Source organism: Shewanella fidelis ATCC BAA-318 (genome assembly GCF_000518605.1).
Taxonomy (GTDB): domain Bacteria; phylum Pseudomonadota; class Gammaproteobacteria; order Enterobacterales; family Shewanellaceae; genus Shewanella; species Shewanella fidelis.
This window is the reverse complement of sequence record NZ_JADX01000022.1, coordinates 21,234-41,277: the sequence shown is the minus strand read 5'-3', so window position 1 is coordinate 41,277 and position 20,044 is coordinate 21,234. Positions and strand designations below refer to the sequence as shown.

The following is a 20,044-nucleotide window of genomic DNA, read 5'->3' as shown; positions in this document are numbered from 1 at the left end:
ATTTAGGTTAGTGAGCCGCAGCCGGTTTTATTTGCATTAAAAAACCTTTGGATTTTTCAATGGCGTAATTAATGGCATCTCGATTAAACATCTGCTTTTTATTAGTTAAAACAATTTCCCAATTACTAATCGCTTTTTGATAGTTACCTTTTAAGTAAGCATCGTTTGCCAATAATAAACGGGTATTTAATTCTTCATGATGCAGAGTTAGCGCCCTCGCGATCACTAAAGAAGTGTCCATGTTTATCACCCGATCATCGCGGTAATACATAGACGTTGCTTTAAGCCCTAAAGCTTCTGTGTTCTGATTATCGATTGCCAATAACTGGTCTAGGGTTGCAATTGCATCACTGTACAAGCCGCCGTCGATGTACGACTGGGCAAGTCCTAGCAGCACAACTGGGTCTCCAGGATTTTCTTCAGCGAGTTTCTGGCCTTTATTAATATCAGCAACTAATAAGTAATCGATGTTGTAATCAACTTGCGCAGAATCCAACTTCTCATAGCTGCCAATCGTTAAATAAAGTAATGCTGAAACACTGATAATGAATAAGCCAATTGACCCAAAATAATAATTATTGTTTTGTTTAACAGCGATAGGTTCGATGTTTATATTAGAGCCAAAAAAGTGTTCCACTTCTTTTTCTAAACTGAGCACTTCATTGCCATAGCGATAATGATGACAATAAAGCAATGCCAGTAAGCAAAATAAAATCAGTGAAATACTAATAAGTAATGTATTCATTTTGGCTCTATATCAATAATTAATATCAAATTTATTTGTGTGGATTGGCGCCCATCATGCCGCCCATCATGCCACCCATGCCCATGCCGCTAAGTCCCATGCCATGAGCGCCTTCACCAGGCTGCTCAACTTTGACAAGCTCAACCTCGAATACCAATGTCGAGTGAGGTTGGATCATGCCAACAACACGGTCGCCGTAAGCAAGTGCAGGTGGAATGGTTAACTTAAATTTTGACCCTTGAGGCATTAAAGCAAGGGCTTCTTGCCAGCCTTCAATAACGGTAACTAGAGAGAAACGGTTTGGTTCGTCGCGGTCATAAGTGCTATCAAACTCAGTACCATCAATCAGGCTACCTTTGTAGTGAACAGTAACAACGTCATTACCATCTGGCATTTCGCCGTCACCCATAGTGATCACTTCATATTGCAGACCTGACTCAGTTTGCTTAACACCATCTTTTTTCAGGTTTTCAGCCATGAAAGCTTCACCTGCTGCGATGTTTTTAGCTGTTAATGCATCTAACTTAGCTTGCTTAGCAGCATTTAATGCTTCTGCGCGCTGATTAAGATAAGTCACGATGTCTTCTCTCGACATTTTGGTTTCGTCTTTTAACGCATCTAATAAACCGTTAACGACTTGACCCATGTCAACTTCAGCACCTAACTGAGATTGGTTGTATATCTGACTAGAGATATGGTGACCAAATGATGCACCAATACTGTACGACTGTTTTTCAACGTCAGTGGTAAAGTCGCCACTTGCGAAGCTAGACATAGACACTGACATGGTTAGACAAGACACAACGGCCAAGACACTTTTTTTAAGCTTTTTCATACTATTAATCTCACTAAAAATAAATTTACATAATCCGTTATGGCTTTTCTGTTACTCGATTCGCTAAACGCCATCCGTAGATCCCATCTGGCATTTGCAGAACGTTGGTGTAACCCAACTTCATCACGGCTCGAGCAGCAATTTCACTGGCATTACAAAGACGGTTGGCACAATAAAACACCATCACCGCGTCTTTGTTTTTTGGCAGCAAGTCTTTCCAATTTTTTACGTTGAAATAAATAGCGCCTGGAATGAATCCTTCAGCCCATAATTCCAAGGTGTTGACATCAAAGAAGTAAACTCCCTCTTTGCCCACTAAGGTTTGCGCTTCCATCATGGTGATCGTATTTAACGTTTCAGCATAATATTTAGCTGGGCCCATCTCTTGGCCACCACCGGCATGACTGCTGGTAGATAGTATTGACAGTAAGACGGTGAAAACGACACTTCCCAGTACTCTATTCATAATTTCTCTCTTAATTACCTCAACTTAGGCGGACCTAAGCTGAGGTCGGTATTAACTCAATTACATTTTTGCAGTGTTGTAACCAACACCATCAAGGATGTTTTGAGCTTGGGTAACATAAGTTAGTGCTGCGTCTAGACGCTTCTGGCTGTAACGGAAGCCATGAACACCCCATGAGCCGTCTTCTTTGATTAGCTCAATTGTTTCTTGTGCTTTCTCAGCTAGCATTAGGACTTCAGTCTTGTCAGCAGTAGACAACTTAGTCACTTCTAGTAGCATGTCGATGCGCTCTAGAGCTTGCTCAACTTGTGAGAACACTTCTTTAACTGGCTTTTGCATCTTCATTACTTCGCCGTAGATTTCCATCTGGTCGTCGTAATGTAGGCCAACTTCTAGCTCAGACTGGAATGGGCTGTGACAACCCTTGTTATCCACTACGTCTTTGTCAGAAATCGCGGTACGAGCACAAGTCCACATAAGGTCTAAGTAGTTGTGATCTTCTTCGTTCTTAGCAACAGTCCAGCCTTTCACGCTTGAATCACGTGGCTTGCCTTCTGGCGGGTTAAGTGTCTTACGCTCTGGGTGGATATCAATCTTCCACATGTGAGTACGACGTACCGCGTCAAAACCTGCGTTGTCTGGGAACTGAATCGCAGCAAAGTTTTCACAGCTACCCATGTTTGGCATGTGACAGCTTTGACAAGTTTGGTTGCTGTGAGTATCAGTGTTGTCAGCAATCATTGCTTGCGCTTCGTGACAATCAACACAGTCTTTCTTCAGTTTCGGAGTAGAGAAACCTGATAGGAAGTCGCCGTCTGTTACTTCATGCGGATCGTGACATGTTGTACAACGCATACCTTTCTCGTAGTGAGCAGAAGCATACATTTGCGAACCTTCAGTACCACAAGAAGGACAAGCAGACTTCATGTATACGCCGAATGCGTATTCCATTTTCTCTTGTGCTTGCTCAGTATCTGCTAGCTCGTCAACGAAGAAGAAGCGTTGGTGACAACGTTCACAGTTAGACTGCATACCGCCAGTACCACCATCTAAGTGACCACCTGCGCCGTGACACTCTTCACAAGCAATACCTTTAGAGATAGTGTGCTCTTGTAGCTTCTTAGCATCGCCAAGTGCATCAAAGAACTCTTGTTGGTTTTGGAAGTCAAACTTGTAGGTATGGCACATTTCACAGTAAGAGCTACCTGGTTGGAATAGCATCTCTTTTTCGTACTTAGCACCGTATGAAGTCATACCCCACTTGTGAGAACCCGTGTCACCGAACTCTGCTAGTGTTACAGGGAAATCAGGGATTGCTTTATTAATTTTCTTAGCCATTTCTGGCGTTAACCATTCAGCCCAACCACGAGAGAACTGGTTACCACCAGCAACCATTTTACCGGTGCCTTCAGATAGTAAACCGTCACGAATGTGGTAAGTACCACGAACTAGCCATGAGTCTAAGAAACCATACTTAGTACGTGGAGTACCGATGATTGCGTATACGTCGTTAGCACGAACACCATCAGGTAGCATTGATGCTTCACTACCGTATAGTGGCGCGTTCAAATCGCCGTTTGGTACTTCTTTATCAGTAATTTCACTTGGGAAACGAACTACGTTAGCGTGACGCGAACGTTGCCATTTCTCATATTGAGTCGCGTGACACTCACCACACTTCTCTGGACCTACGAAGTTGTTTGGAAAATCCAATGTTGATTTAGCACCTAGACGGTACTGAACAGCACTTGGACGACCAACACGCTTACTGTATGCCTGGCTTCCGCCGGTATCTAAATATTCTTCACCACGGTCACTAATATGGTAATCACCAATTAAGTTACCTTCTTCTTGGTATTTGAACATTGGATGGTTTTGAAATAAGAAATCAAATAACTCATCTTCTTGAACAATATAATCGTGTAGTGACTTAACACCTTTTGTTTGTTCTGTACCTTGATAGTTTGCAATTGCATTCTTAGCAGATGCACCCATTTCTGGGATACTATTGTACTTATCACCAGCAGCACTAGCGTTACCTATTGCGCCGAAACAAAACAGTACGCTTGCGACTGTTTTAAGTTTCCAACTTTTCATCATCACTCCTAGAAATATCTAGTTATAGTATTTTTATCATCATTCACTTAAGCCACTCTCTTGTTGCACCAAAGTACTGAACAATTGAGTTGCAGCTATTTTCCACATCTTTTTTTCGAAAAATATGAGTCACAGCAAGAAATGAGAGCTAGAAATTTACAGAAAGTAAAAAATCGGTGAAAACACAAAATAAACAACGACTTAAGCCAATTTAAAGAATGTGTTTTTCACTTGTAATAGCGTTTTTTGATATCTAAAAGAACCTAAAAACAACTGATTTAGACGTGAAAAAATATCAGCCGATAGACCTGATTTGATAAAGGCTAAGGAGGTCACAAAATGGTTCGCTAATATAACCTACCCTTAGGCAAAATCGCTTGATAAGCAATTCATGTTCAAGCAAAACATAGATAAAGATATAGCGTAAGCCGTGTTCAACTTAATAAAAAGCAATCAGAACACAGCTCAAACAATAAGCCATTTATTTATCAATGAATAACTAACTTAAATATCAGTAAACATATATTAAGTTAATAAAAAGAGAAGTTAATAGATGATTCCAGAGCTCGGACTTATTTTCCTTATTATAAGCACAGTTACCGCGGTGTTACTTTCATTTATTCCGCTCTATGCTGCTTATGCTAAGAATCATTATTTATTTAGCTATGTGAAAACACTTACCGCATTAATGACGGTTACCATTACCGCCTCTATTTTATGTTTACTTATTTCTTTTCTGGTTAATGATTTTTCAGTCGCTTACGTAGCCAACCACTCCAATACTCAATTAGCAACCTTATATAAAGTCGCAGCGGTTTGGGGGAGTCATGAAGGCTCAATGCTATTTTGGGTAGTGGCGATTGCAATTTGGGGCTGCATGATTGTGTTCTCATCGCGCTATCAAGATCAGCTATATGTCGGCCGCATGATCGCTATTTTGGCCTTTGTGATTGCCGGCTTTAACTTATTCATGTTGTTTACCTCTAACCCTTTCGCGCGCTTACTGCCTAATTTCCCTATTGAAGGTCGCGATCTCAATCCAATCCTGCAAGATATCGGTCTGATCTTTCATCCACCTATGCTGTTTTTAGGTTATGTCGGTTTAACCGTTACTTTTGCTGCCGCTATTGCTGCACTCATTGGTGGCAAATTTACCCAGCAACACGCGAGCTACTTACGTCCTTGGGTATTAATGGCTTGGGTGTTCTTAACAGGCGGTAACGCATTTGGTTCATGGTGGGCTTACAACGAACTAGGCTGGGGCGGTTGGTGGTTCTGGGATCCGGTAGAAAACGCATCGTTTATTCCTTGGTTAGTGGCCACAGCTTTGCTGCACAGTGTTGTGCTTAGCCAGCACCGCAGCAGCTTTAAAGTCACCACCCTGTTGCTGTGTTTGTTAGCATTTTCTTTAAGCTTACTTGGCACTTTCTTAGTCCGTTCAGGCATAGTGCAATCGGTACATGCCTTTGCTTCAGATCCCACTCGCGGCATGTCAATTTTGACCTTACTCGGGGTGTTCGTATGTGGCGCATTAACCCTGTTTGCACTTAAAGCTAACCTGATTAAGTCGCAATCTGAATTTAAGTTATTATCCCGTGACACATTAATGCTACTAGGCAACATCGTACTGGTTGTAGCATCAATTTCAGTATTATTGGGTACCTTCTATCCTCTACTGTTTGAGCTACTAAACCTTGGAACCTTGTCGGTTGGCGCCCCTTATTTTAATAGTATCTTTGTACCGCTGACTTTTGTTGCCGTACTGATTATGGGCGCCGCGCCACTTATAAAATGGCAGCAAGACTCATCAAACCGCTTATACCCATTAGCAGCACTCTTTGCCGCAGCAGCCGTTATCGGTGTACTTGTGGCACTGCAAACCCGTGGCGGTTTTAATCCTTGGGTATGGATTGGCGCAACATCGGCCAGTTGGATTTTATTAACCTTAGCTTACCTTGTGTTTAGTCTTCGCAGCCAAGGTAAAAAGGTTATCGCTAAGAAATGCGCTATGTTAATTGCCCACTTTGGTGTGGCGATTAGCATTATTGGTGCAACAGCCGTATCCAACTTTGAAACCCAAGAGTTACTTAGAATGGGGCCAGGACAAGGTAAAGTGGTTGCTGGTTATACCTTTGTATATGAAGCCACCGTTGATGTTGACGCCAAAAGCTATACCGCAATTCAGTCTAATATCCATGTTAGCGACAGCGACGAAAATTTTATTGGTTACATCACTCCACAACGACAAACCTTTAAAACCAACGCTATGGAAGTCTCTAAAGCCGGCATTATGCGTAACTTAGTACGTGATCTTTATGTCTCGAGCGGTCAGCAACTCAGTGATACCGAATATTTAGTGCGCATTAGCCATAAACCATTAGCCTGCTGGATTTGGATTGGCGGCCTAATGATGATGCTTGGCGGCTTCATCGCTGCAATGTCTGGGCTATATAACTTACGCCGCCAACAACTGACTGCTACTAAGCCGTTAACTGCAACGCAACTCACCGTTGAGGAGTTAGCATGAGTCAATCTTATACTTCGACGCTAATCCGCTTATTAGTTAGCTTTGCACTATTGCTATGCCTGAGTCTTTTTCTACAAGCATCAGCACAGGCTGCTAGCGATAAAATCCACTATACACCAGAGCAGATCCGCGATCTGGGCTTTGAAATCGCCCACGAACTACGTTGCCCTATGTCGGTAAACCAAAACTTGTTTGACTCCGGCGCCCCCATTGCTAGCGAGCTGAAAGGACAAATCTTTTTAATGCTCGAGCAAGGCGAGTCTAAAGCGCACATTATCGACTTTTTAGTACAACGTTATGGCGAAAAAATCCGTTATCAACCGAGTTTTTCGGGTGCTACCGCCATTCTTTGGTTTGGACCCGTCTTTCTTTTAATCGGCATCATTGGCTTTGCTGCACTCTTGATCCGTGAACAACGTAAAACTGCAACTACAAAGGCTAACAACCATGAATAAAACCCATCTACTGAGCTGCTTATTGGTCTTTTCATCGCTCATCATGCCAGCACAAGCTCAGGTCGCGTCCACCAAAGTGTACAACACAGGTAAAGCCATCGAAAAACCACTTATCATGTCACGCTTTATTGAGATGCAATCGGCACGCTCAGTACCAGAAGTGATGTTTACCGACACTAAAGGCGAGCAGATTAGCCTCAAACAATACAAGGGTAAGTTAGTACTGGTTAACCTATGGGCAACCTGGTGTGCGCCATGTATTAAAGAGATCCCACAGATGGAAAATATCCGTCAGGTAAACAAAGACAAAAACTTAGTCGTTGTGCCAATCTCTATCGATGAAGAAAGTGACAAAGTACAAGCGTTTTTAGAGCGCCACGACTTAGGCCATTACCAAACTTGGTTAGATCCTAAGAAAACCATTGATCAAATCATGCCGGCTGATGTCGTGCCTGCAACCTATGTATTTGATGGTTCAGGTAACCTAGTTGGCTTTTTACGCGGTTATTTAGATTGGGGCGACAAAGAGGTGCAACCATACCTTGAGAAGCTTACCGCTAAGTATGCGCACCGTTAAGCCTAGGTCCTAGGTCCTAGGTCCTAGGTCCTGAAATGATTTTAACCATGCTTTCCTCGCTAAACGCCCATTTCGGTGGGTTATGATTTTCACCTCTCCATGGTGATATTTGGCTTCGTTAATGCCTGTTTGATAGTTATATTGAAAACAATATTAATCACTACGCCAACAGCCTTGTCTCCCCTGACCGACAAGGCTTTTTTTTGCTTTACGTTTATGCGAGTGCCTGCTTTTGCTCTGCGATACGTTCAATTTTAAAGTCATACTTTGCATAAGCTGCGCTAATCAGCGGACACAACAGATTAAAGAAGGCATAAGGCAGATAGGCCACTGTAGCTACGCCTAACGTGCTCGCCATATAGGCGCCGCAAGTATTCCAAGGAATAAGTGGGCTGGTGATAGTCGCTGAGTCTTCAAGAGCACGACTTAAGTTGACAGGCGCAAGACCGCGCTTAGCGTACTCAACTTTAAGCATACGTCCCGGCAGCACAATAGCAATAAACTGATCCGCTGTTATAAGGTTAGCGCCAATACAGCTCGCTAAGGTCGTCATAATCAAACTGCCACTGGATTTAACTAAACCGAGAACGCTTTGCAAAATTCGTTTCAGTAGACCTGTAACTTCCATAATGCCACCAAAAGCCATAGCACATAGGATAAGCCAAACCGTGTTGATCATACTGCTCATGCCGCCACGGCTTAATAAGTTATCCAGAACTTCATCACCTGTTGTCGCTGTATAACCGTTAAACATCGCCACCCATAGCCCTTTAACTAAAGCCACGATAGGCATCAAACTGTCGTCATCAGCAAAGGTCACCACGTTATCAAATTGGAATAACGCCGCACATAAAGCACCAGCAATAGTGCCAATGATAACCGTTGGGAAAGCAGGTAATTTTTTGTACGCTAAAACCAATACCACCAGTAAAGGCAATAACAGATGAACTCCGGGATTAAACTGAGTCTCTATTAACGACAACATGGCTTCAAAATTATTATTGTCGATACTGGTTTGAGTATTAAAGCCAAGAATAATAAAGCCTATCATGGCAACAATAATACTCGGAGCCGTGGTCCATACCATGTGGCGAATATGGCTAAAAATGTCTGTGCCGGCTACCGCTGGTGCTAAATTGGTGGTGTCAGACATAGGGGACATTTTATCGCCAAAATAAGCACCACTGATAATAGCGCCAGCAGTGATTTCAACGCTTAAGCCCATCGCTGATGCTACGCCCACAAGTGCAATACCTAATGTGCCCGCCACAGTCCAAGAACTGCCGATACTAATGGCCACCACAGCACATAATAAACAACAGGCAGCATAAAAATATTCGGGATTGAGAATTAACATGCCGTAATAGATCATGGTCGGCACGGTACCTGACAGCACCCATGCACCAATGAGTGAACCAACAGATAGCAAAATCAATAACGCACCTGTGGCGACTCCGATACTACGGACAATGCCCTGCTCCATTTCAGCCCAGCTATAACCATTTTTCCAACCAATTAACAGGCCAATACAGCCCGCCATAATCAGTGCGATTTGGTTTGCTCCGTATGAGCTATCAGACGAAAACAGGTAAACCGCTGCGGTTAACATCATGACTAATGCAACAATGGGAATAAGCGCGTCGATTAAGGTTGCTGGCGTATGCTTGCTGTCCTCGATGGGCTCAATAGATACTGAATCAGGCAGCTGTGAGTCTTTATTATCGCTCATGGGGATCCTTTTATTATTCTTATGACTTAGCGCTATACCAACAACACCAAGTTGGAACAACATCCTTACATAGAATTAACAACAAGATCTAGCCATGCAGCTACAACTGCGTAAGCCGAGCTTTACTGAAATAAATTCAAAGTGCTTATCCATTCACCGGTAAAACTCAAAAGCGGATTAATATTCATTAAAACTAAATTTCACTTACACTATTTGATAATTGATAAAATTTCATTAGCTTAGGTTATTGGCATAAAAAAGCAGCTAAATTGAATCAAACACGCGGCTATCACTTACTGAGCCTGCATAGGCAAACAAGATTGCAAAACTTTAGCATTAGTCGTTTGCACACCAGTCACGGCATTTTCAAACTCAAAGGCGTATTACATTTTAACAGCTAAAGCCTATATCCTCGTGCATCAACTTGAGATAATGGCCAGCGATGGCTGGATAGAACTTGAGATCCATCACCCACATACTCAAGGACTGATTAAGTTACTCTACAATGATCTCGCTACCCACCTCGACCTCAACATTTAAGCCCAAAGCTAAGCCGAATACCTAAATCTAAATCCCTCAACGTAAGCTATTTGATTGAAGCAAAGCAGTCCGAGGCTTTTAATTCATCTGCTGTTTCTTTAGTATTGCCGCAATTAATTCCATTTAGCTGCAAAGGCACTACCGCACATGAAACTATCAGCTTTAGATCAACCACTATACGATCACTTATATCGTGATATCCGCCAGTTCCGCTCAACTTTTGATCTACCGATTGAAGATATCAGCAGCTTGGATGATAAAGCCGATACCCTGCACACCTCATTGGCTATTGAGGAGTTAACAGAACTTGCAGAAGCTGATAGCCGCGTTGAGCAAGCTGATGCTATCGTCGACTCTGTTTATGTACTAATGGGTCGTCTAGTACACCTAGGAGCAACTCAAGTAACTGATAGAATTGAAATTAGCTACGTTATCGACCTGCTATTACATGTAGCCAAAAATCGCGACATCGACTTTATTACCTGCTGGGATGAAGTACATTCAAGCAACATGAGTAAAGTATGCCGTAACGAACAAGAACTTAACGAGACTATCGAATTCTATGCTAAACAAGGCGTTGAAATTGTGGGTAGCACTAAAGGTGAGTTCATTATCGCCAAGTGTGCGAAAGACGTAGAAATGGCAGGCAAAGTGGTTCGCCAAGGTAAGGTATTGAAATCGGTTTACTACCGCCCAGCAGATTTAAGCAAGTTAGTAAAAGCTTAGTTCTAGCATCTATCAATAAGCAGAGGTGAACCTCTGCTTATTTCGTAAGCCAATCCAAACATATCAGCTCACTCTATTTAATAATTCTTCAGCCTCTAGAACTAATGGCTGCTGATCCAGCAAAGCTTGTAGCCGGCACTGTAGCTCCTTAGCAGAGTCCACCACCAGGTAAAGTTGCGTGATCTGCTCTGGCAACTGGCCACCAGCACCAAAATAGGTCTGTGGTTGTTTGAAGCTCAGCTTGATATTCGCTGTTGTACCTCGGCCAAAGCACAGCATTTCCGCTGCTTCATTCTCTTCGCTAACGCGTTGAGCTTTAGTCCATGTGCCAAACTCAGCAGACTCGATTTCATCAAGCTTGACCGCTAAAAAGCCCCACATAGCATTATTAAGTACTAACTTTTGCTCTTGAACATACACAGAGAAATAGCGCGATACTCGGTAGTTGGCGGTGACCACAACTAGGCTATAAGCAACAATACTTGAGATAACCACTGCCAATAACTCACTCCAATTGGCAATAAGCATATAAGTAAACACTGACGCAGACAGAGTTGTCACTATCAGCAAGCACCAATGCCAACGCTTAGCTGAAAATAAATTAAGGTGGGCTAGATTTTGACTGTGATGACGAGAAAACCAAGGAATAGCGTAATACCAGCTCGCAGGTTCAGAAGCTAACACCAAGGCTAAGCTTCGCTTCTTCTCCTCGTCGATGGGATATTTATCAATAATGTGTAGCCTTGGATCGCCCTTCAAACTGCGAGCTTGCCATAGTGCTTTTACAATACTGACCACCAACACTAACTCGATTATCAAGAGTACCGCGATAATTGGATAACGCAGCCAAGCAATAAACTCAAAATAACTGGCAAGCTCAGCAGGAAAACTAAACCTTGCCATTAAGCTACTCAAACTCAATACGATGAGCATCTTCCACCAAGCTTGTTGGCCTACATAAATAATGCAATAGGCGTACAGCATAGGAAGCAGCACAAAGTAGCCTGCGGCAACCACTAACGTTAGCTCAAGTGCTCTGTCTCCCTCTATCGTTTCTGGTAACCATTGAAAGCCAGCGCAATAAACCACAATAGCACTGAGTAAAAACAATAATCGATATTTGACACTACGACGCATTCTCTGATCCTTGAGATTTGTTATCTGTATGTAACAACAGATATTGTGCCACTCTACTAGCAAAACAAGTGTTATGGCTAATATATAAACAATTCCTATTCGCTAGTTAACCGATAAACCGCAGACAACCAATTAAAAATACTGATTTTTAAATTAATCAATTTATAGGAATGAATACTTCGAATAGGTTAATATATCTACACAACTTATGGATAAGTCGAGCCAATAATGTCATATCGAAACTACAGCACCGCACTCATTAGAATAATGCTTTGCAGCCTGTTATTGGCCTGCTTTTTTCCTGCGATTAGCATGGCAAAAAAGTCAAATATCGATGCCACGGTTATGCACAATAGCCCGTTCAACATTCCGCGTAGCCACACGGTAAAAATTCAAGACAAAGAACGTACTTATAAGCTCTATATCAAGCTGCCAAAAGGCTACAAGTCATCGGCTAATCGCGACGTCAACTATCCGGTTATTTACCTCACAGATGCTATGTATACGTTTCAGATTATGTCAGGCGTGACGCGCTTTCCGATGAATGCTAAGCAGATGGCACCAGCCATCATTGTCGGTGTTTCCTGGGAGCTAGGTATGCAAGGCGATACTAGCCGCGTGCGAGACTACACCCCGTCGGTTGACCATAGTTGGCGTAAAGTCACTGGCGGCGCTGATAGACACATAAAATTTCTGCAGCATAGCGTTATCCCTTACGTAGAACAAAACTATCGCACCGATCCCGAGCAACGTACTTATGTAGGTAACTCTTTAGGTGGACTTTTTGGGGGATATATCTTATCCAAGCAACCTGAGCTATTTCGCAATTACCTATTAGGTAGTCCATCATTTTGGTGGCAGCAGCAAAGTTTGTTGTCGCAACTAAACCGTAATCGCGAGGCGTTAACTAAGTTAAATGCGAATGTTTTTGTCGGTATTGGCGCACTTGAACACAACGGCAAAGGTGGAGATTCAGAGTTTGATATGCTTGGTGATGCTAAGCAGTTTACTGCACTACTCGAAAATGCGGCCAAATCACAGCCACAGCAAACACTAAATACCAAGTTATTGGTGATCAATGAGGCACATCATGCAACCGCATTTGCGACCACAGCTATTCACGGTATGGACTGGTTATTTAATCATAAGCAAGGAAAAAGCCTAGCCAACTCAAACAATGAAGAAGTTCCAGCAGCAGAACGCGAAAGCTTTTAGCTCGATGGCAAGTAAGCACACAGACCATAATGCGTTGTATTAACCCAGTTGGCGTTGCTCAATTTTTAAAATGCAGGGTGTTTTAATCAATACCTTAGTATTTTTATGAGTCAACTCGTGATCGTACCAATGTATGTATAAACGTAACTCAACATTATCGCTAAAGTGATTACTATTATAAAAATGACGATAACAGCGAGAGTGCTGTAAGTAGCCACTGTGGTACAACTTTAAGCGGCGCTGGCCAATATAAATTTCACGAAAATCAACGCCATGAGCCGAGTTATGGGGAAAGTGATACTCTCCATAGCGATAATTGCCATTTAAAACTTCAATGTTACGGCCATTAGTCAGCAACGAGTTAAGCTGCAATGCATCAACTCGACTGGCTAAACATAAGCCGCTTATCGCGACACAACTGACTATCGCGAGAGACCAGCCAACAAAACCTTGCGGTTTAAAATAACAAAGCAATAACCAGAACAGCAAAATAATCGCTGCCATTAACAATAAAGCGAGCTCATATTGTGCCCATTGTCCGGCCTCATAGGCCGTGCTCCAAGATGACATAAATCCCTCCATTGCGAGCAAATCCATTTGATGCATATGGGTGCAAAGTCTAATGACCTGCATAACTTACCAGTTCAATATGTCACTGCTATGATCCTTCATATCAGTGCATAGTACTTCACAAGGGAGCAACCATTGTTTCAGTTATTCGCCTTGAATTAGATTGCCAAAATCGCTCTGAGTAGATCAACTTCTTATACTAATTGCTATTAAGTATAGTCAGGGTTTTAATTAATCAGCCATAAAAAAACGCCTCCAAGCGGACGCTTGGAGGCGCTAAATACAAGCTAATTAAGCGACTAACCCAGAATGAGATAATCTAAAGTCAGTGCGATATACAGCACCAATCCAGCCCAATTATTATTTAAAAAAGCGGTAAAACAATTGGCGCGTTGTCGAGTAAATATCAATTTTTGTTGATACACAGCAAAACCAATAAAAGCCAAAATACCTAAGGCATAAATTGCCCCGCGATCTGCTTCTATTCCCGCAATAATCAAACAGCTTAACGCTGCAAACTGAAATGCACCGATGATATGCCTGTCAAAGCGACCAAACAAAATTGCCGTCGATTTGATGCCGATTTTCAAATCATCATCACGGTCAACCATGGCATACATAGTGTCGTAGGCTACTGTCCAGCACCAGTTTGCAGCAAATAGCCACCAAGCTTCTACAGGCACGGTGCCCGTTTGTGCGGCATAAGCCATCGGAATAGACCAACTCCATACCGTGCCGAGAAACATTTGTGGCATATTGGTATAGCGCTTGGTAAAAGGATAGATAATGGTAAGAATGATCCCCACTACGGATAACTGTACCACCAACGGGTTTAGCATTAGCACCAAGCCAAATGAAAACAAGGCAACAGCTAAAAACAGTAATAGGGCTTCTTTACTTGAAACTTCCCCGCTAGCTAGCGGCCGAGCTTTAGTACGCTCTACGTGAGCATCAAGGTTTCTATCGGCATAGTCGTTAATAATGCAGCCACAGGCACGCATTGAGAAAACACCAATCACAAAGATAATAAACACGTTAAGATCTGGTAAACCACCAGCAGCAAAGGTGAGTGCCATTAAACATGGCCACATCAATAGCAAAGTACCAATGGGACGGTCCATACGCGCAAGTCGCATATAAACGTCTAGTTTATCCCTTAAATTCATGTTCAGGCTCTCCTACAACGTCTTCGGCCTTTAGTTTTTGTAACCGCATTATGACTGAGCTGTAACAGTATTCAACCAGTATTGAGATAAATAAAATCGCTGCTGCTGTTATCGGTTAAAAATAAGGCTGAGTCTACGCTCAGCCTTAATTTCTAACTACGATTTACAATGACTCCAAACGGGCGTAAGCGATCACTAACCACTTGCTACCAACATCCAAGAAGTTAACTTGAATACGCGCCTGCGCGCCGCTGCCCTCATAATTAGTCACTGTGCCTTCACCAAATTTCGGGTGCATCACTCGTTGACCAATTTTAAAACCAGAATCATTAAATGCATCATCTTGTTTAGCAAAACGACTGCTCACAGCTGGCGCTGATACTTGAGTGCGCATGCGGATCTCTTGCACATATTGCTCAGGGATCTCCTTAACAAAACGCGATGGCCTTGCAAAACTTTCCCGACCATAAATACGACGTGATTCTGCATAGGTGATATACAGCTTTTGCATGGCGCGGGTCATCCCCACATAACATAGGCGGCGCTCTTCATCGAGGCGGTCACCTTCATCAATTGCCATCTGGCTTGGGAATAACCCCTCCTCCACACCAGCCATAAACACCATTGGGAATTCAAGACCTTTAGCCGAGTGCAGCGTCATTAGTTGCACAGCGTCAGTAAACTCGTCAGCTTGCCCCTCACCAGCTTCTAATGCTGCATGGGACAAAAATGCATTAAGCTCGCCCATATCTTCTAGATCTTCAGGCATGACAAAGCTGCGAGCTGCTGTTACCAACTCTTCTAAGTTTTCTACACGAGCACGCGCTTTTTCACTTTTCTCCGCCTCATACATGGCTTTTAGGCCAGAAGTTTGAATCACGTGATCAGTCATGCGGTGCAGTGACTGCTCATCGGTATCAATGCGCATCGCCACAATCAAATCCATAAAGCCACGCACTGCATTTGCAGCACGCCCGGCAAGGACTTTCTCTTCAAGTAAGCGAACGCTAGCTTCCCACAGAGTCATCTCCTGTTGGCGCGCTGTGGTGCGGATAATTTCTAAGGTTCGATCACCAATACCACGAGTTGGTGTGTTTACCACACGCTCAAAAGCAGCGTCGTCATTCTTGTTACTTATCAGGCGTAAGTAACCCATGGCATCTTTAATCTCTTGACGTTCGAAGAAGCGCAAGCCGCCATAAATTCTATATGCGATACCTTTATGCAATAGGGCTTCTTCGAGTACACGAGATTGAGCATTAGAACGATATAAAATCGCACAATCTTCTAGTCTGCCGCCCTCATCTTGCCAATCAGTGATACGGCCAACAATAAAGCGTGCTTCGTCCATTTCGTTAAAGGCACAATAAAGACCAATTGGCTCGCCGTCTTTATCGTCAGTCCACAGCTTCTTGCCCATACGGTCTGGGTTGTTGGCAATCAGCTCGTTGGAAGCTTTTAGGATATTTCCGCTAGAACGGTAGTTCTGCTCTAGGCGAATCGTTTGCGCTGCTGGGAAGTCTGCTAAGAACTTATGTAAGTTCTCAACCTGAGCACCACGCCAACCATAAATAGACTGATCATCATCACCAACAATCATCACGTTGGCTGTTGAGCCTGCAAGTACACGGATCCACGCGTATTGAATGGCGTTAGTATCTTGGAATTCGTCCACCAAAATATGCTTAAATCGATCTTGGTAGTGCTCGAGAATGTGCGGTTTGTTGAGCCATAACTCATGAGCTCTTAGCAAGATCTCGGCAAAGTCGACTAAGCCTGCGCGATCACACGAATCTTGATAAATTTGATAAATCTTTAGCAGGTTTTGCTCAATCGGAAAGCCGCCAGCATCTATGTGTGATGGGCGCAGACCTAGGTCTTTCTTACCATTGATATAGCCTTGCGCTTGTCTTGGCGGATACTGTTTCTCGTCCAAGTTAAGGCTTTTCAAAATACGCTTTATTAAACGTAATTGGTCGTCTGAATCTAAGATTTGGAAGCTTTCAGGCAGATTGGCATCTTTGTAATGGGTACGCAGCAAGCGATGAGCTAAGCCGTGGAAAGTACCAATCCACATACGACTCATATTACCACCAGCCACTTTCTCAACACGCTCGCGCATCTCTTTAGCCGCTTTATTGGTAAAGGTTACCGCCAAAATGGCATATGGGCTTTGCTGTTCAACCTGCATTAACCAAGCAATTCTGTGGGTTAACACCCGCGTTTTGCCACTACCTGCGCCCGCTAGCACTAGCATGCTAGATTGCGGTGCACCAACAGCTTCACGCTGCTTATCATTTAGGCCGTCGAGTAAAGAAGATACGTCCATTATTGCCTCCAAAAAATCAGGCGGGCAGTATAACAGATGCAGGGAACGTCAGGATAGAAGATGCGAAATTGCGCCACGAAAAACCTCACACTGCCAAAACACTCCTTTGCTTTGGCAATCAGACGTCAATTATGCCTTTTCAGCAGCAATAACTGAGATCTCCACTAGCAAGGCTTCACGTGCCATTTTAGCTTCAACACAAGCACGAGCAGGAGCAAAGCCAGCGGGCACCCAAGCATCCCAAACTTCGTTCATGGCAGCAAAGTACTGCATATCCTTGATATAAATTGTTGCCGACAAAATATGTTCTCTGTCGCTACCCGCTTGCAATAGCAACGCATCGACTTTTTCTAACATGGTGCGAGTTTGCTCTGTAATATCTTGCTCAGCATCTTTGGCTACCTGACCACACAAATAGATAGTGCCGTTGTGCTTAACAATGCGGCTCATGCGGGTAGCAGTCTCAAGTCTTTCAATAGTCATATTTGCTCTTTCACTCAATAAATATAGGGATTGCAGATTAATTTCAGCTTAGAGTCTAACTAGCGAAACAGATTTTTCCAATGAAAAATACTTATTATTCAAACAGATGTTTTAGATACTTTAGCATGATTTACTATTTCGCTTTTAAAGTCCTATACTTAATCGAGACAGGCAATCAACGGATTTGATTTTCTAAGCGCTTAAAGGACTAAACATGACTTTTTCTCTCTGCACTCTCAGTCTTCATACTCGCATTTACCATTCTGAGGTTAGCCCACCAGTTCACTGTGTTGATATCTCGACTCAGCGTCAACAACCACTGCAACAATTTTTAGCTGTTAATTGCTAGCCACTATAGTAGGAGTTGACCGATGCCAATCTCTAAAAAAATGCCAATAGCCTTTAATTATCTTTGTTTCGCCATGATATTAGTGGCGCTTATGACTGGCCTAGCTTGGGGAGTTAACCTATTTCAGCAGCAACCATTACTTGAAATACTCGTCGCAGTTCTGCTTAGCACCAATGTTTTAATTGCGGTAGGAGTCTTGTTTAGCTTTCGCCAACAAACGTCGCGAGTTAACCAGTTAACTACGGATATTGCCAACAGCTTTTTACAACCGAAGCCCAGCCATAATGACTCAAGCAGCGCAGTTCACGATCCGCTAGCTAAGCTAGAAGCTAAGGTACAAGGGCTAAGCCAACACCTCAGTCAGGAGTTATCAAAAACCAGCAACAAACAAGCAACAGTTAACGGCCAATTACTCTCGGCTATTCTAGACTCAGCAGCAGTAGCGGTGTATGCCGTTAATAGCAGCGGCACTTGTATCTATGCCAATCCGCAATGCGCTCAACTTTTAGGTTATCAAACTGCCGATGAACTACTTAACGCTAATATGCGCAAAATTATTGATAAGAATGCCTCTCAAAGTTGCTTAGACTTGACGATTCAAGACATTAAAGAAGATACATTTTGGCGGGCCGATGGTACGAGTTTTCCTGTCGAATATAAATCGCAACCGCTAGATTTAGGTGAGCCACACAAAGGCGCGGTGATTTCATTTTATGATAATAGCGAACGCTTAGAAGCCGAAGCTTTGATACGCCATCAAGCTCACTACGATACCCTCACCGATCTACCAAACCGATTCTTGGCACTAAAAAGACTTGAACAATTAGTTGAAGCCAGTGAAAGAAATAAGCAGATGATAGCGGTGATCTTTCTCGACTTAGATGACTTTAAAAAAATTAATGACTCTCTTGGACATGAAGCAGGTGACCAACTACTCATCACTGCATCAGAAAGGCTACTCAACGCAACCCGAGCTGAAGATACTGTGGGTCGCCTAGGCGGTGATGAATTTATTATCCTACTTGATGGACTGTCTAGCGCAAATGACGCTCAACCTTTGGCTGAAAACCTGATTGCAGGCTTTAGAAAACCCTTTTACATCGATAATCGGCAGCTGATTTTAACCGCCAGTATTGGCATTGCGATTTACCCAAACGACGGCAAAACACCGTCAGAGTTATTACGTAATGCTGACTCTGCCATGTATCACACAAAAAGCATTGGCCGTAATACTTATTCCTATTTCACCCATGCAATGAATAAAGAGGTATCGCGCCGCCTAGCAATTGAAGAACAAATTCATGGGGCGCTAGAACGCGACGAACTCTCAGTGCATTATCAAATTCAACTGGATATTCGAGACGGTACGATTATGGGTGCCGAAGCCTTGTTACGTTGGGACAACCCTACATTAGGTAGCGTATCGCCAGCGGAGTTTATTCCTATTGCTGAGCAAACCGGAGTCATAGAATCTATGGGGGAATTTATTATAAAACGCTCCCTTGAAGCTGCGAAAACCTGGCAACAGAGATTTAACGACAGCTTTAGAATTGCGATTAATTTATCCCCTAGACAGTTCAGAAACCCAAATCTAGTACAGTCGATAAAAGACAAAGTTAGCGACGCTGGTATGACACCTGCCGATCTAGAACTTGAAATCACTGAAGGTGTGTTACTAAGTGGCCACGCTTATACCTTAGATGCTTTAATGCAATTGAGCAAAGCTGGGTTCTGCATCTCTATGGATGACTTTGGTACTGGCTACTCTTCATTAAGTTACCTGCGCACCTATCCATTTAAGATCCTTAAAATCGATCGCAGTTTTATTAACGATATGAATAAGGATGACAAGAGTAATGAACTTATTATCGCAACCATAGAAATGGCCCATGCTCTAGGTATACAAGTTATTGCTGAAGGGGTTGAAACTCAAGAGCAACTCGACGAACTTAGCTTTATGATGTGCGACTATGCGCAAGGTTTTTTGATTAGTAAACCTGCACCATTTGATGATCTATTATTGATTGGTGAACGCTATAAAGCATTACATCAGAAATTAGCTGTCCAAGAAAAAGCCGACGTGCTTAAAGTCATTTAA

At 43.0% G+C, this 20,044-nt stretch carries 16 protein-coding genes; 6 read left to right on the top strand and 10 right to left on the bottom strand.

Annotation, left to right across the window (positions count from 1 at the left end; translation table 11 throughout):
• Positions 1-7: 7 nt before the first annotated feature.
• From L884_RS0111715 to L884_RS0111700, 4 genes are read right to left on the bottom strand one after another with little or no spacing between them, the layout of a single operon-like run.
• Entirely contained in the window at positions 8-745 is a 738-nt protein-coding gene (locus L884_RS0111715) for a tetratricopeptide repeat protein (protein WP_028767690.1), read from the bottom strand.
• Between the two features lie 31 nt (positions 746-776).
• Positions 777-1,580: an FKBP-type peptidyl-prolyl cis-trans isomerase gene (locus L884_RS0111710; RefSeq protein ID WP_028767689.1), complete on the bottom strand. Its 804-nt coding sequence runs from the start codon at positions 1,578-1,580 to the stop codon at positions 777-779.
• A 37-nt stretch (positions 1,581-1,617) separates the two neighbouring features.
• The gene (locus L884_RS0111705) at positions 1,618-2,046 is read right to left on the bottom strand and encodes a rhodanese-like domain-containing protein (protein WP_028767688.1); all 429 of its coding nucleotides are present in this window, start codon (positions 2,044-2,046) and stop codon (positions 1,618-1,620) included.
• 60 nt (positions 2,047-2,106) lie between these two features.
• On the bottom strand, positions 2,107-4,143 hold the full coding sequence (locus tag L884_RS0111700) for a multiheme c-type cytochrome (RefSeq protein ID WP_028767687.1): 2,037 nt from the start codon (positions 4,141-4,143) through the stop codon (positions 2,107-2,109).
• A 553-nt stretch (positions 4,144-4,696) separates the two neighbouring features.
• Here L884_RS0111700 and L884_RS0111695 point away from each other — a divergent pair.
• The 3 genes from L884_RS0111695 to L884_RS0111685 are packed head-to-tail and all read left to right on the top strand — an operon-like array spanning position 4,697 to position 7,702.
• A complete protein-coding gene (locus L884_RS0111695) occupies positions 4,697-6,670 on the top strand; it encodes a heme lyase CcmF/NrfE family subunit (RefSeq protein ID WP_028767686.1) in 1,974 nt (657 codons plus the stop codon).
• On the top strand, positions 6,667-7,125 hold the full coding sequence (locus tag L884_RS0111690) for a cytochrome c-type biogenesis protein (RefSeq protein WP_028767685.1): 459 nt from the start codon (positions 6,667-6,669) through the stop codon (positions 7,123-7,125). Before L884_RS0111695 ends, L884_RS0111690 begins: the two co-directional genes overlap by 4 nt.
• Entirely contained in the window at positions 7,118-7,702 is a 585-nt protein-coding gene (locus tag L884_RS0111685; RefSeq protein ID WP_028767684.1) for a TlpA family protein disulfide reductase, read from the top strand. The genes L884_RS0111690 and L884_RS0111685 overlap by 8 nt, the downstream gene beginning before the upstream one ends.
• Before the next feature lie 214 nt (positions 7,703-7,916).
• On the opposite strand, the gene nhaC is transcribed toward L884_RS0111685, so the two are convergent.
• Entirely contained in the window at positions 7,917-9,431 is a 1,515-nt protein-coding gene (gene nhaC / locus L884_RS0111680; RefSeq protein WP_028767683.1) for a Na+/H+ antiporter NhaC, read from the bottom strand.
• A 687-nt stretch (positions 9,432-10,118) separates the two neighbouring features.
• Here nhaC and L884_RS0111675 point away from each other — a divergent pair.
• Positions 10,119-10,697 carry a nucleoside triphosphate pyrophosphohydrolase family protein gene (locus tag L884_RS0111675; RefSeq protein WP_028767682.1) on the top strand — a complete coding sequence of 193 codons (579 nt, stop codon included), beginning with the start codon at positions 10,119-10,121 and terminating at the stop codon, positions 10,695-10,697.
• 63 nt (positions 10,698-10,760) lie between these two features.
• Here L884_RS0111675 and L884_RS22005 read toward each other — a convergent pair whose 3' ends face one another.
• Positions 10,761-11,834, bottom strand: coding sequence for a hypothetical protein (locus L884_RS22005; protein WP_037410854.1), 1,074 nt, complete (start codon positions 11,832-11,834; stop codon positions 10,761-10,763).
• Positions 11,835-12,146: 312 nt separating this feature from the next.
• Here L884_RS22005 and L884_RS0111665 point away from each other — a divergent pair, with 312 nt between their 5' ends.
• The gene (locus L884_RS0111665) at positions 12,147-13,049 is read left to right on the top strand and encodes an alpha/beta hydrolase (RefSeq protein ID WP_245603114.1); all 903 of its coding nucleotides are present in this window, start codon (positions 12,147-12,149) and stop codon (positions 13,047-13,049) included.
• A gap of 39 nt (positions 13,050-13,088) precedes the next feature.
• Here L884_RS0111665 and L884_RS0111660 read toward each other — a convergent pair whose 3' ends face one another.
• The 4 genes from L884_RS0111660 to L884_RS0111645 form a co-directional block, all read right to left on the bottom strand.
• Entirely contained in the window at positions 13,089-13,619 is a 531-nt protein-coding gene (locus L884_RS0111660; protein WP_028767680.1) for a hypothetical protein, read from the bottom strand.
• Between the two features lie 299 nt (positions 13,620-13,918).
• Positions 13,919-14,785, bottom strand: a complete 867-nt coding sequence (gene ubiA, locus L884_RS0111655; protein WP_028767679.1) for a 4-hydroxybenzoate octaprenyltransferase — start codon at positions 14,783-14,785, stop codon at positions 13,919-13,921.
• 163 nt (positions 14,786-14,948) lie between these two features.
• A complete protein-coding gene (uvrD, locus tag L884_RS0111650; protein WP_028767678.1) occupies positions 14,949-17,114 on the bottom strand; it encodes a DNA helicase II in 2,166 nt (721 codons plus the stop codon).
• Positions 17,115-17,243: 129 nt separating this feature from the next.
• Positions 17,244-17,597 carry a RidA family protein gene (locus L884_RS0111645; protein WP_028767677.1) on the bottom strand — a complete coding sequence of 118 codons (354 nt, stop codon included), beginning with the start codon at positions 17,595-17,597 and terminating at the stop codon, positions 17,244-17,246.
• Between the two features lie 371 nt (positions 17,598-17,968).
• Here L884_RS0111645 and L884_RS22000 point away from each other — a divergent pair, with 371 nt between their 5' ends.
• Entirely contained in the window at positions 17,969-20,044 is a 2,076-nt protein-coding gene (locus L884_RS22000; protein ID WP_037410852.1) for a putative bifunctional diguanylate cyclase/phosphodiesterase, read from the top strand.